The following is a 13,925-nucleotide window of genomic DNA, read 5'->3' on the forward strand; positions in this document are numbered from 1 at the left end:
TTTCGTGACCGACCTGTTCGATCAGACACCCCTGCGGCAGAACCCGCACCGGTGGCGGCTGTCCCGAGCCGGCTTCGTCAACGTCTGGCACTACTACGAGAACACCTTCGACATCTCCGGCGGCCGGCTGATCCTGCGCGGCACCAACGGATCGGGCAAGTCGCGGGCCCTCGAAATGCTGCTTCCGTTCCTGCTCGACGCGGACCGGCGCAACATGGGCACCGGCTCGTCGGTCCGGATGGAGGATCTGATGAGCGCCGGTGCCGGCGACCAGGGCAACCGGCTCGGATACATGTGGCTGGAGTTGTGCCGGGAGCCGGACGCCGACCTCGGCGACGATCCGGCAACCCGTTACCTGACTCTGGGTGCGTTGGTCCGCTTCGCGATCAGCACGAAGGAAGCGAAGGTCTGGTACTTCACCACTCCGTTGCGGGTCGGCACGCAGCTGCCACTTCTGGGCGCCGATCGCCAGGCGCTGTCGCGAGGTGCCCTTGCTGACCTCATCACGGAGGAGCGGATCACCGATGTGGCCGAGAACCACCGTGAACGGGTCCGCGCCGAGGTCTTCGGTCTCACCGGCCGACTGGGCAAGGAGCGTTTCGAGGGACTGACCAAACTTCTGCACACGCTGCGCTCACCCGATGTCGGGAACCGCATCGAGGAAGGCAGACTGCCGGGCATCCTGGCCGACGCGCTTCCGCCGCTGTCCGAGGACGCCCTGACCGACGCGGGACAGCAGCTCGACGGCCTCACCAGCACCCGGGAGGATCAGCTTCGGCTGGAAGCCGCCCGCGATCACGTCCGCAGCTTCCTCGACGCCTACCGCAAGTACGTCACCGGCGTGCTCGCGACATCGCTCGACGACCTGCGTGCCGAGGCGGTCACGGCCTTGAACGCTGCCGAGAACGCGGAAGGGCTCGAAACCGCCGCTGCGGGGAAAGAGGAGCAGCTGTCCTCGGTGCAGAGCGAGATCCAGATGCTGGACACCCAGCAGGAGACTTTGGGCGTACGGCTGGAGGGGTTGAGGGATTCTGACGCCTATCGCAGCGGTCAGGAACTACGCCAGCTCACCACGGTGGTCGAGGCGCGGGCCGGAGAAGCGGACAGCGCACTGCGGTCGGCGGCGGACCTTCGTCGTACCGAAGAAGAAGCGGTTGCCGACGCGGACCGGCAGGCCGCGGACGTGGAAGGAGCCGCGGCCGCCCTGTCTTTGACTCTCGGGCAGATCCGGGACCGGCTTGCCGAGGCCGGGCTCACCGATCCGGGGCTCCTCGCCGACATCCGCGCCGATCGCCGGCCGGCCTCCGGTCCCTCCCGAGTGGTCCGGACGGCGCGCGTCGGCGAGCCGGAGGTTCTGACTCAGCTGTTGCCCGACGTCGTTGCGGTGATCCCCGCCGACCCGGCCATCGTCACCGGCGCGGTGGACCGGGCCGGCCGCGCGGCGCAGACCCGGGCCGGCCAGGCGGGCAACCGTGCCGCCGACGCCCGTGAGCTGGCCAAGGCGCGCCGGAAGGTCGACAAGGCATCGGACGACGCGACCGGCGCCGAGCAGCGGGCCGACGAAGCCGTGGAAGCGAGCCAGCAGGCCGCCGAGACGCGCGAGGACGCCGCTCTCGCCCTGGTCGACCGCTGGCGTGCCTGGATTTCCGCTCCGGCCACGGCGGACCTGCTGGGGGCGGTCGGCTGGGCGGCTCACCCGATCCTCGGCAACCTTCTCACCGACCGGATGGCGCTCAGCGACGACGGAGCTGAGATCGATCTGCGAGAGCTGGACCGGGCGGCGGACGACGCCGTCTCGGCGGCCACGTCGGCCGTCGTGACAGAGCTGAGCCGGCTCGACGCCGAGGACACGGCGGCCCGTCCGCGCATCAAGGAGCTCGGACGAGAACAGGCCGAACTGCGCTCGGCCCGCGACCCCGAACCGGACCGGCCGGCGTGGGTGACAGCGACCGGCGGCGTACCGCTGTGGCGGTGTGTGGACTTCGTGGAGACGGTCGAGGCGGGACGCCGCGCCGCTGTCGAGGCAGCCCTCATCGCCTCCGGCCTGCTCACCGCGACGATCGACGACGCGGGCCGGCTCACGGCTGACACCGGACAGCTCCTCCTGACGCCGTACGACGGAAATGTCCGAACGTCCCTGGCGACCGTCCTCACCGTGGACCCGGCCAGTCCGCTGCCCGCCGAGACGGTCGCCGGCGTCCTGAACCGGATTGGCTTCGACGACACCGAGGCCACCACCTGGGTCGGCGCCGACGGCAGCTGGGGCAACGGAGCGCTACGCGGGCGGCACGAGGTCACGGCCGCCCGGCACATCGGTGCCGCGGCCCGAGCCGCGGCTCGGGCCGCTCGTCTGGCTGCCATCGAGGCCGAGCTCCGCACTCTGGCCGAAGAAGCCACCACCAGACAGGAGAAACGCGGTGATCTGGAGGCACGGAGGGGAGAGATTCGCTCCTGGGGCCGCGCGGTTCCCTCGTCGATCGACCTCGCCCAGGCGAGATCCGTCGCCGCGGAGAAGCTACGCGAGGAAGGCAGGCTGAGAGCCGAGGCGAGACGGCTACGGACAGCGGCGGACGACCTTGCCCGCGCCTGGGCCGTCCAGGATCGTGACCACCGGCTGGCCTGCTCCGACTTCGGCCTGCCCACCGACGAGGATTCGCTGCGAGCCGTACAGGCGACCGCGACGAGCGCGAGCCAGAGATGTGCCGAAGCGATGGAGAAGGCCGGCAGCCTCACCACGGTGCTGCGCCGCCACGAACAGATGACAGAGCGGATCGTGGAGGTGGCCCGTCGCCGGGAGAAGGCCGAGAAGAACGCCGCCGAAGCCTGCCAGTCCTGGCAGAACATCCTGACGAGACTCCGGACGCTGCGCGACTCGGTCGGCACCGCCGCCGCTGAGGTGCAGCGCCAGGTCACCGACACGGAAACCCTGCTTGCCAAGGTCTCGGCCGAGCTCCGGGACGCCCGGAAGACGGCCGAGACGCTGAGCTACGAGGCGGGCATCGCCAGATCAGAGGCTCGGACGGCACGGGACCGGGCGACCGGGCTCCGCGCTGAGCTGAGCGGTCGGGTGACCGCAGTTCGGCAGCAGTTCGGCCAGCCGGGAGTCGTCGCGACCGCCTTCACCGCCGCGCCCGGCGAGATACTGAACGATCCCGATCCGGGATCGGTCGAGAAGCAGGCGGGCCATTTGCTCGCCGCCCTGCGACGAGGGCGTACGGACGAGAACGCGCTCCTGCGCGCCCAGCAGATCTTCGAACGGGAGATCTCCGGCAGCTATGACGTGACCGCTACCGTTGCCGCGGGCATCAAGCTCTTCGAGCTGGTGGACGCGGAGGGCCGGCGGCCGCTGGCTCAGGCGGCGATCGAGATCGACCGGCAGTGCGAGCTGGGCCGGGCCGCTCTCACCGAACGGGAGCACGACGTGTTCCAGCGGTTCGTTCTCGGTGAGGTCGGCGAGGAACTGCGGCGCCGGCTCGGCCAGGCGGAGAACCTGATCAAAGCGATGAACGCGAGCCTGCGCTCGATCAGGACCAGTCACGGCATCGGGGTGCGGCTGAGCTGGAAGCTCGCCGAGCAGACCGGTGCGGACATCGCCCGGATCAGAACGCTGGTCGGCACGGCCGCGGCCGTCCGCGACACCGCGCAGGACAACGAGCTGACGGATCTGCTGACCGCCAGGGTCGCCGCCGAGGCGGGCAAGGACCCGAGCGCCGGGTACGCCGTCCACCTGCGAGCCGCCCTCGACTACCGCGCGTGGCACACCGTCGAGGTGATCATCACCGGTCCGGAGCCGGGCCGGGAGCGGCGGATCAGCCGGCGCGCCAAGCTCTCGCAGGGAGAGACCCGATTCGTCTCGTACGTGACCCTGTTCGCCGCCGTCGACGCATACCTGACGGGGTTGGAGAACACCGCGACGGCGTTGCGCCTGATCCTGCTCGACGATGCGTTCGCCAAGGTCGATGACCAGACGGTGGCGGAGCTTCTCGGGCTCCTCGTACGCCTCGACGTCGATTTCGCCATGACCGGTCATGCCCTCTGGGGTTGCGTTCCTCAGGTACCCGCGCTGGACATCTACGAGATCTGCAGGGAAGAGGGCACGCCTGCGGCGACCGCACATGTGCGCTGGGACGGTCGCACCCGACACTTCCTGCACTCCGCATGACCGGCATCGAGGGCACGCTGCCGCCGGCACTGCGCGCGTACCTTTCCGTTCCGGGCCTCGCGCCGGTCTGGTCCGCCGCGCGAAGCCGACTCGAACGTAACGGACTCCAGCCGACCGGCGGCATTACGGCCGACCTCGACCATTCCGCCGCCGAGCAGCTGTCCGGCCTGCTCGGTGAGACGGTAACCCCAGGCGCCGGCCGCAGAATCAGACTGGCCGATCTCGACAAGGCACTGCGCCGCTCCAGCGGAGGGCGCGGTCTCGTCTCCGTACTCGAAACCCTTGATGGGCGTACGGTCGTGGACCGGCGTGCCGCCCGTGACCGTGACCATGCCGATTGGGCCGAGGTCTGGCAGCGGCTGGACCACGCTCTCCGCGAGGCCGGGCTGGCCGGAGCGGCGTGGGTTCCCGGGTGGATCGCTGCCCTGAAACGTGGCGGCATACTGACTCGCGCCGGTTCGGTCGCCGCTGGTCAGGCATTGGACAGCGCCGTTGCCGGGCTCGCCCTTCTGCTCGAGGCGGCGCCCGGACCCGAGCACATCTGGGAGCTCGCCGCCTTGGCGAGCCGGGTCACCGGAACCGCGCACGGCTTCGACGAGACGACGCTCGCCTCCTCCGTGCTCCTGCGGGCCGCGGCGCAGGCTCTCGATCGCCCCGTTCCCGAGTCCGCCGCCGAACGGAGAGAGTTGTGGGGAGCGCTCGGCGTCGCCACCGACATGCTTTCCGGAACCGTGCTGTCCTGGCAGGTCCGGCCGCCGGGACGGGACAGCTGGTCAGCCATGATGCGGGACCGCGCCGATCTTGGCCTGATAACCCATCTCACTCTCCACGAGCTGGCCGTAGCGGGTTCCGCTTCCTGGCTTCCTGCCGGGCAGGTCGTGTCGGTCTGCGAGAACCCGCAGGTCATGCAGGCCGCGGTGCGAGCGGCGACGGCAGCGCCCCTGCTGTGTCTCTCCGGCAATCCAGCAAGCGTCGGCACCCAGTTGCTGCGGCGCCTGATCGCGGCCGGCAATCCCGTCCGCTACCACGGAGACTTCGACTGGCCCGGGGTGGCCATCGCCGGTCGTGTCCTGGAGCAGGGCGCCAGACCGTGGCGGATGTTCGCCGAGGACTACACCGGCGCCGTTGCCGAGCTTGACGCGGCCCATGCCGTCGCCTTGGTCGGCCGCCCGGCGCCGACGCCGTGGGATCCAGGCTTGGCGGCGGCCATGTCAGCGCACGGCCTGGCGATCCACGAAGAGTTTGTACTTCTCGACCTTCTTGGCGACCTCGAAGTTCGATGACGCCAACCTTCGGCTTGGTGGCACGCCTGCACCCCGAGTCGTGCCCGGTCCCGGGCGTCAAACTTCGTCATCGCCCGGTGGACGGCGATTTCGTTCGACCGGCGTACGCCACCAAGCCCAAGAGTTGCCGTTCCCGTTCGGCGAGCAGGCTGAGCCGTGGTGCGGTGGCGACCCGAGCGGGCTGGCCGGCGCGGTTGCGGCGGGCACCGCCCGCGCGGGCCTGAAACCGAGCGGCCTCGGTGATCTTCACCGGGTAGGGTCCCGGACGTCGATCACGGGAGGATCAGGATGACGATCAGAGCATGGGGAGCGGCTACGGCTACGCTGACCGCCGGTCTGCTGCTCGCCGGTTGCCAGGGACTGGATAGGGCGAAACCCGTCCCGCCGCCGGTGTCCTTGGCACCGTCCTCCAACGGCGTCGAGACTCTCCCCGTGGAACAGGCGCTGGAGCGGACACAGAACGCGCTGCGAGGTGCGGATTCGTTCCGTTTCAACGGCTGCCGGGGCAAGCGGGTCGGCGGGCCCTGGGACTGCGCCGAATACCAGTCTGTCGGTAACGACTTCATCGGCCTGCTGAAGCCGGCAGACGGGGAAGGGGACATCCTGGCGGGAAGAGCGGAGATCCTGTCGGTCGGCGGCCATTACTACATGCGACCGGACGCGGCGTGGTGGGAGCAGGAGTTCGACGACACCCGGGCCGGGGCGGACGCGATCGTCAAGTACGTGGGCGACCGATGGGTCGATACGGAGAAATTCCCGCGGTACGGCGCCGTGTTCAGGCCGGCCGCAGTCATCGCGGAGCTGGACTCGATCGACAAGGTCGCCAAGGGCGGGTCGACGGAGGTCAACGGTCAGGCCGCCTTCTCGTTCGGCGTCGAAAAGAGCTTCGACTCCATCGTCGTGGCCGCGACCGGTGAGCCCTACCCGCTCCAGCTCAACCTTTTCACCACGACGGCCGCGCTCAGCGACTTCGGGACGGAATTCGGGCAGATCGCGGCCCCACCGGCGGAGTCGGTCGTGGACTTGACCACCGTGCTTTTGTGGGCCGCGAAGCACTGACGCCCGGCCAACCCTGGTTTCCCCGAGCACGCTATGCGTGTCATCGCGTGGACCCGTGCGTCGATCTCACCCCGGGAGTGACACCGTCTGGTAGATGTTGGCGCCATGTTCGCCGGGATGGATGAGATCGACTGGGCCTCGATGAGGCACGCCTACGGGCCCGCGGCCGAAATGCCCGAGGTGATCCGCGGACTGATCGCGGAGCGGAAGAAGACCCGATCCTGGGCGCAGGACTGCATGTGGTCCGGAATCCATCATCAGGGCGACGTCTACGAATGCACGCTCCGGGCCGTCCCGTTCCTCCTTGAAGCGGCCGCGACACCCGACCTTCCGGGTCGCGCCGAAATCCTGCGGCTGCTCGCGAGCATCGGGAGCGCGGAGGTCGACGACCTCGATGCGCTGCCCGCGACGGGCGGGTTGTGGCGTGCCGCGCAACCGGCGGTGGCACAGGGGCATTCGACGTTCCTGACCCTGCTCGCCGACCGCACGAAGGGTGTTCGGCGTTCGGCGCCCGAGGTGCTGCTGGTATGTCGCGACCGCACCGCCGGGACAGTGCGGTCGCTGCGGGAGCGTCTTGCCGTGGAGAAGGACGTCGCCACGCGGGCCGCCATGATCAGCGCCATCGGCACCATCGTGCGGCGTCTGCGCGCGGGGCACCTCGACGGTGCCGACTCCGACGAGCTGTTCGCCTGGCTCGGTGAGCTCGTCGCCGGCTCTCCCCATCCCGACGTACGATTGGCCGCCCTCACCGAGCGGCTGCGTCTGACCGACGAGTCGGACGACGACCTTGCGTCGACGTTGCACGACATGCTCGGCGAGACCGATGCGATCGATCTGCGCGACCTGCGTGAAGCGTTGGGCGACCGCGTTGCCGTACGCAACAGCCTGCTGACACGGATCGTCCGTGCGGGCTCGGACAGTCGCCGGCTCAACGCGATGTGGGCGGCGTCCGGTGCGGCAAGCCATTGGCGCGGCGACTACAGCGACCTGATGCTCGCGTTCACCGAACTGCTTCCGAACCCCCGGACCCGTCCTCTCGCCCTGCGCATGCTCGCTGGGGACAGCTGGCCGCTCGTCGCTCCGGTGGCCGACCGGGTGTTCGGGTTCATCGAGGAGGCGCTCGGCCGGGGCGCCCCCGTCTACGCCGCTCAGAAACCGCACTTCTGGAGTTTCGAGGGCGGAACGATCTGGGCGCTCACCACCACGCTCGCGAAGCTGCGGGACCCCCGGGCGTTGCCGATCATCGCGCGTGCGCTCGAGGAGGATGTGCTGCCGGTCGGCTGTCGGCCGCCCCTGTATGCCTACCGTGAGGAGATCGCACCGTTGGTCCCTCTGCTGGGCGGACAGATCCGGCGGGCGATCACCGACGGCGATCACGAGGCAGGGCTGGATCTGCTGTGGAACCTGCGCCGCGCGGGGCCGGCGGCGGTCGAAGCGTTGCCCGAGGTATCGGCGCTGGTGCCGTACGACACCTCGTGGGGCCAGTCGTTGCTGGCGCTGGCGGAGATGGGGCCCGCCGCGAGTTCGGCGGCGCCACTGGTCCGGGAGCGTCTTGTCAACGGCGGCCCACGGATCATTGGCCAGGCCGCCGAGACGCTCGCGGCCGTCCTCGGCGGCGCCGCCGAGGCGGAACTCCGGGCACTGCTGGCGCACGAGAACGCCGACGTGCGCAAGGGCGCCGCCAACGGGCTCCGCGCGATCGGGGTCCCGGCGGCGGAGGTCCTGCACGCCTACGCGGAGAACGATTACTGGTCGTTGCGTACCGTCGGGCCGGCCGCGGTCCATCTGGTGCCCCGGTTGCGTGCGGCTGTCACGAAGGCGTTCTTCCCGGAGGCGGTCCTCACCCTGCTGTGGAAGATCACCGGCGACACCGACACCTACCTCCCCGCCCTCCTGGAGAACTGGCGACGGAAGCGCACCCGCAACAATCTGACGGCAGAGGCCTGGATCGAGATGGGCCCGGCGGCGGCCGCGGCCGAGCCGCTGCTCCGCGCGGAATTGGCGGAGCCGGTACGGTCGACGTACGAGCCGGGCAGCCACGGGAGCGCCGACATCGAGGACGACGAGGCCTACCTGGCGCTGTGCCGGAAGGCGCTGGCGGCCGTCACAGCGACCACCTGACACCGCATTCAACTGCCCACGAGGGTCGACGACGCCCACCTGTCGTTCACGCGAGGCGAGAATGTCGTACCCCCTGGCTATGTTCTTCGGCGTTCCCCCTTCTGCCGAAAGGTGGCCCGGATGCCGGCCGATACGACGTACCTCGAACTCTCCGAAGACGGTGGGACCTCCCACAAGTTCTACGAGGTGACCATCGACGGCACTGACCTGACCGTCCGCTTCGGGCGGATCGGCGACAGTGGCCAGGTCAAGAAGTCGTCCTACGCCAACGAGGACAAGGCGCGCTCCGAGGCGGCCAAGAAGATCGGCGAGAAGGTCCGCAAGGGGTACGCACCGGCCGTCATGGGTCAGCGGCAGGCCCGCTCCGTCACCCGCAGGCAGATCGTCAGTACCCGCTCCACCGCCAAGCGTGCTCCCGTCCTCTGGCGTTACAAGACCGGCAGCCCCGCGTTCGGTGTCTTCGTGGACGACGACGTCTGCATGGTCGGTAACGAGGCCGGTCTCATCACCACGCTGAGCCATCAGGCCGAGGTGCAGCAGCAGTTCCGGCTCCCCGACGGTGTCAAGTGCATCGTCGCCGACGACCGCTGGATCTACGCCGGCTGCGACGACGGCAACGTGTACGACCTCTCCGGCAAGGTGCCCCGCCTGGCGTACCGCATCGCCCCCGAGATCGACATCTACTGGCTGGACATCCACGACGGTGTTCTCGGTGTCTCCGACGCCAACGGCGGTATCTCCGCCATCGACCACGAGGATGAGTTCCTGTGGCAGCGCCCCGGCCGCGGCTCGTCGGGCTGGATGGTCCGCTGCGACGACAACGCCGTCCACCAGGGCCACAGTGCCGGTGTCACCAGCTACGACTGGCGTACCGGCCGGGAGTTGTGGCACACCGGCACCCGCGGCGCTGTCCTGTTCGGCTGGCAGGAACGCGACACGGTCTACGCCGGCACGTCCGACCGGAAGGTTGCCGAGCTCGGCAAGGACGGCACCCACCGCCAGAGCTACCAGTGCGACTCTGCCGTCTTCTCCTGTGCCGCTGCTGAGGACGGCCGCTACATCTTCGCCGGCGACAGCTCCTCCTCCATCTACTGCTTCGACGCTGCCGGCAACCGCCTCTGGAAACTCGCTACCGGGTGCGGATCCGCCTACTCCATGCAGTACCACGACGAGCGCCTATACATCGTCACCACCGATGGCTCCCTTGCTTGCATCGACGCCAGCGAGCAGGCCATCCGCTCGGCCGTCGACGGGACCGTCCCTCAGGTCGTGGATGTCAAGGCGCCGCCCCGCATGGCGGAGGTGGCACCCTCCACCATCGTCGAGATCGTCCACGACCCGGCCGACGGCATCGTCGTCGAATGCGTCGAGGAGTCCGGTCGCCTCCGCATCCGCGTGGTCTCCGCCGGCTACCACCAGGACTGGCAGGTCCAGTTCCCCAAGGGAATCCGCGAACGCGGCACCCGCTACGTCGTCACCGGCATCCGCGAAGCCTCCCGCGGCGGCTTCTACCGCGCCTACGGTGAGATCCGCCGCCTCACCTGACGGTAGCGCCTTACGCGCGAGTGACATCGGCCGGCGGGACGGACATCTCGAAACCGGACAACGGTCCGCGCGCCGGGCCGGGCTGTGCGATCATGTACGCCGCCATTGATCATCGTCTTATCCTGCGGAGTGTCATGCGCCTTTCCCGTCGTACCCTCTCCGTCGTGGCGGTCGCCGCGGTGGCCGTCACGGGCACCGCGTTCGCGCTGTCGACGGTGAACGCCGCGTCTGCGGACACCACTGCCGACGCCGCGTTGGTCGCCACGCTCGACCAGGTGTTCGCCGACCCGCGTCTGGCCGGGTCGACCACCGGCATGCAGGTGCGCGACGGTGCCACCGGCACGGTGATCTACTCGCACAACGCCGACCAGCGGGTCATCCCGGCGTCCAACGAGAAGCTTCTGACCTCGGCGGCGGCGCTCGAGGTGCTGGGGGCGAGCTACAAATTCCACACCGTGGCCCGCTACTCGGGCAAGCGCAGCGGCACGACCGTCACCGGCAATCTCTACCTGCGTGGGCAGGGCGACCCGACGATGACGTACGCGCAGTTCGACGCGCTGGCCGCCGCGGTCGCCAAGACCGGTGTCAAGAAGTTCACCGGCAGCCTGGTCGCCGACGACTCGTGGTTCGATCGCGTGCCGCTCGGCCTGGACTGGTCGTGGCAGGACGAGCCGTACTTCGACAACGCGCCGATCTCGGCGCTGACCGTGGCCGCCGACGGGAACTACAACACCGGCGCCCTGTCGATCGTCGACAAGCCCGGCACCGCGGCCGGCAAGGCCGGCGTGCTGACCGTGACGCCGGCCAACTCGGTCGTCACCATCGTCAACCACACCGTCACCGGCAAGCAGGGCTCGGCCAACACGGTCACCGCGACCCGGGCGCACGGCAGCAACACGATCACCGTGAGCGGCTCCACCCCGCTGAAGCCGACCGCCACCCACACCAGCCTGGTGGCGACACAGGACCCGACGAAGCTGGCGATCGGCGTCTTCCGTGACGCGCTCAAGCGGCGCGGCGTCACGATCACGGGCGCGACCACCACCGGGACGACGCCGTCCGGCACGACGCTCCTGACCGACCACGCTTCGATCCCGCTCGGCCAACTGCTGCCGTACTTCCTCAAGCTCTCCAACAACGGGCACGCCGAACTGCTGACCAAGGCGATGGGCCGGGCCAAGACGCCCGGGTCGGCGGGCAGCTGGACGACCGGGCTCGCCGCGTCCACCGGTGCGCTCAAGCAGCTCGGCGTCGACACCAGCAAGATCACCATGGGTGACGGCTCCGGGCTGAGCCGCCGCAACTGGCTGACCACCGGCCAGATCTCCGCGTTGCTCAACGCCGCGCAGACCCGTCCGTGGTTCGCCACCTGGTATGCGGCGCTGCCGGTCGCCGGCGACCCCAACCCGCTGGTCGGCGGGACGCTGCGCAGCCGGATGGTCGGAACCCCGGCGGCGGGAAACCTGCACGGCAAGACCGGCACCCTGACCGGCGTCAACGCTCTGTCCGGCTACGTCAAGGACCAGTCCGGCCGTACGCTCGTCTTCTCCTCGGTCTCCAACGCCGCGCCCGCCAGCGTCGCCGACATCCTGGACCGGGCCGCCGTGGCGCTGGCCAGCTCGGGCGCCGCGCAGTCGGCGACCCTGATGCAGCGGAAGCTGAGCAACATCGAGGTCAAACCGCACGTGGTCACCCGTGACGGCGAAGAGGTCGAGTGCTCCTGGGTGCCCAACGCCTGCTGAGAAGCAGCGAAGTGGCTCGGCACAAAAGCAGTCCTCAGCCGAGCCACTTCTCCCAGGTGCCGCGGTGGGCGTCGGCCCACTTCTTGGCGGCCGCCTCGGGGGAGAGGCCGTTCTGGGTGATGTCCTTGGCGACCTGGTTCTGGTCGGCGTTGGTCCAGGTCCAGTTCTTGATGAAGGTGGCCGCCGGGGAGCCGGAGTCGACGAACGCCTTACGGCCGATCTTGTCGAGGTCGTACGGCTGGTAGTCGCAGGCGACCTTGTCCGCGACGGCGTCGCAGCCGGGCGTGTAGTTCGGCAGCGGGATGTGCACCAGCTCGATGTCCGACAGCAGCCACTGCGGCTCGTAGAAGTACCCGATCAGCGGGGTCTTCTGCTTCTCCGCCTTCCGGAACGCGGCGATCAGCTTGTCCTCGCTGCCGGCGTAGACCACGGTGTAGTCGAGCTTGAGATTCTTGATCAGGGCGGCGTCGTTGGTGACGAATGACGGGTCACCGGCCAGGAACTGTCCATTGTCGCCGGAGCGCGACGTCCGGAACAGGTCGGCGCGGTCGTTGAGTTTGGTCCAGTCGGTGATGTCCGGGTACTTCTTGGCCATCCACGGCGGGACGTACCAGCCGATGACACCCTTGTTGCCGGTCAGGCCCAGCTCGACGGCGACCTTCTGGCCGTCGATGTACTTCTTCTTCAGGTCGTCGTGGCCCCAGTTCTCCAGGATCACGTCGACGCTGCCGTCGGCCAGGCCGGCCCACGACGTCGTCTCGCTCAGCTCGCTGGTCACCACGGTGCAGCCGAGCTTCGACTTGAGCAGGTATCCGACGACGGCGACGTCGGCGGCGTACCCGGACCAGGGGTTGACCGCGATGTTCACGGTGCCGCAGGCGGACCGGGCCGGCACCCCGGGTGGCGGGGTGACCGTCGCCTCGCTGCTCGAGCAGGCGGCCAGGGCGGTCAGGCCGAGGACGGCGAGTCCGAGGGAGAGTCCGCGCCTCACCATGTCGACTCCGCCCGCACCCGGGTCGCGCGCTTGGCGAGAACCTCTTCGGTGAGCGACACCAGCACGCTCTTGACCGACTCGCGGTTGCGGGCGTCGCACTCCACCATCGGGACGCCCGCGCTGACGCCCAGCGCGTCGCGGATCTCGGCGGGGTTGAAGCGCTGTGCGCCGGTGAAGCGGTTGATGCCGATGATGAATGGGATCTCGTGCTCCTCGAAGTAGTCGATCGCGGGGAAGGAGTCCTCGATCCGGCGGGTGTCGACCAGGACGATCGCGCCGAGCGCGCCGGTGACCAGGTCGTCCCAGAGGAAGGCGAAGCGGTCCTGGCCGGGGGTGCCGAACAGGTAGAGCAGCAGCGCCTCGTCCAGGGTGATCCGGCCGAAGTCGAGGGCGACCGTGGTGGTGGTCTTGCCGGCGACCGCGGAGGTGTCGTCGATGCCGATCGACCTCTCGGTCAGCTCGGCCTCGGTGACCAGCGGTTCGATCTCGGAGATGGCGCCGACGAAGGTGGTCTTGCCGACGCCGAAACCGCCGCTGATGACGATTTTGACAGCGATGGGGTGCGCTGCCGACGGTTCCCTAGAGCGCCCGGACACGGTCCCTGATCCTCTCGATCAAACTGGTGGACAGTTCCTCGGGCTGTTTCTCCACGGCGAGGAACCCTTGAGTGATCAGGTCGGCCACGATCACGCGGACCACGCCGAGCGGTGCCCGCAGCACCACCGACAGGTCCGCCACCGACATCGGTGACTGTGCGAGTTCGACGATGCGCCGCGACTCGAAGCGCAGCGGGGCGGAGAGCGCGGCCGGCTCCGCACGCAACAACGTCTCGACCCGCAAGCCGTCGTGCAGCGGCTGGGTGCGCCCGTTGGTGAGCATGAACGGCCGGATCACCGGGTCCTCGTCCAAGTCGTCGGACTGCCGCCCGACGGATGTGCGCGGCGCGCCGGCATATGGGAAGCCGGCCCCGGAACCCCACGAAGAATCGGTCATGCCGCCACCTCCGCTGCGCTCCGGCG

The 13,925-nt window shown here is 69.3% G+C and carries 9 protein-coding genes; 6 read left to right on the plus strand and 3 right to left on the minus strand.

From position 1 onward, the window contains the following. Nucleotides 1–4: 4 nt before the first annotated feature. The 6 genes from CHC09_RS40380 (at nucleotide 5) to dacB (ending at nucleotide 11,912) form a co-directional block, all read left to right on the plus strand. A complete protein-coding gene (locus CHC09_RS40380) occupies nucleotides 5–4,162 on the plus strand; it encodes a TIGR02680 family protein (protein WP_089298554.1) in 4,158 nt (1,385 codons plus the stop codon). After that, nucleotides 4,159–5,445 (plus strand): TIGR02679 family protein, encoded by a 1,287-nt coding sequence (locus CHC09_RS40385; RefSeq protein WP_089298555.1) that lies wholly within the window; start codon nucleotides 4,159–4,161, stop codon nucleotides 5,443–5,445. Before CHC09_RS40380 ends, CHC09_RS40385 begins: the two co-directional genes overlap by 4 nt. Nucleotides 5,446–5,733: 288 nt before the next feature. Continuing rightward, on the plus strand, nucleotides 5,734–6,504 hold the full coding sequence (locus tag CHC09_RS40395; protein ID WP_143232847.1) for a hypothetical protein: 771 nt from the start codon (nucleotides 5,734–5,736) through the stop codon (nucleotides 6,502–6,504). A 117-nt stretch (nucleotides 6,505–6,621) separates the two neighbouring features. Next, the gene (locus CHC09_RS40400; RefSeq protein WP_143232848.1) at nucleotides 6,622–8,625 is read left to right on the plus strand and encodes a hypothetical protein; all 2,004 of its coding nucleotides are present in this window, start codon (nucleotides 6,622–6,624) and stop codon (nucleotides 8,623–8,625) included. A gap of 120 nt (nucleotides 8,626–8,745) precedes the next feature. Continuing rightward, nucleotides 8,746–10,170 carry a WGR domain-containing protein gene (locus tag CHC09_RS40405; RefSeq protein ID WP_089298559.1) on the plus strand — a complete coding sequence of 475 codons (1,425 nt, stop codon included), beginning with the start codon at nucleotides 8,746–8,748 and terminating at the stop codon, nucleotides 10,168–10,170. A gap of 134 nt (nucleotides 10,171–10,304) precedes the next feature. Beyond that, nucleotides 10,305–11,912: a D-alanyl-D-alanine carboxypeptidase/D-alanyl-D-alanine endopeptidase gene (gene dacB, locus CHC09_RS40410; RefSeq protein ID WP_179277488.1), complete on the plus strand. Its 1,608-nt coding sequence runs from the start codon at nucleotides 10,305–10,307 to the stop codon at nucleotides 11,910–11,912. Between the two features lie 34 nt (nucleotides 11,913–11,946). On the opposite strand, the gene CHC09_RS40415 is transcribed toward dacB, so the two are convergent. Genes CHC09_RS40415 through CHC09_RS40425 form a run of 3 tightly spaced genes read right to left on the minus strand, consistent with a single transcriptional unit; the run spans nucleotide 11,947 to nucleotide 13,899 of the window. Continuing rightward, nucleotides 11,947–12,906 carry an ABC transporter substrate-binding protein gene (locus CHC09_RS40415; protein ID WP_089298561.1) on the minus strand — a complete coding sequence of 320 codons (960 nt, stop codon included), beginning with the start codon at nucleotides 12,904–12,906 and terminating at the stop codon, nucleotides 11,947–11,949. Further along, the gene (locus CHC09_RS40420) at nucleotides 12,900–13,502 is read right to left on the minus strand and encodes a GTP-binding protein (RefSeq protein WP_089298562.1); all 603 of its coding nucleotides are present in this window, start codon (nucleotides 13,500–13,502) and stop codon (nucleotides 12,900–12,902) included. The genes CHC09_RS40415 and CHC09_RS40420 overlap by 7 nt, the downstream gene beginning before the upstream one ends. Beyond that, nucleotides 13,486–13,899, minus strand: coding sequence for a DUF742 domain-containing protein (locus tag CHC09_RS40425; protein WP_089298563.1), 414 nt, complete (start codon nucleotides 13,897–13,899; stop codon nucleotides 13,486–13,488). The genes CHC09_RS40420 and CHC09_RS40425 overlap by 17 nt, the downstream gene beginning before the upstream one ends. Nucleotides 13,900–13,925 lie beyond the last annotated feature (26 nt).

The organism is Actinoplanes regularis, assembly GCF_900188005.1.
GTDB classification, from domain to species: Bacteria; Actinomycetota; Actinomycetes; order Mycobacteriales; family Micromonosporaceae; genus Actinoplanes; species Actinoplanes regularis.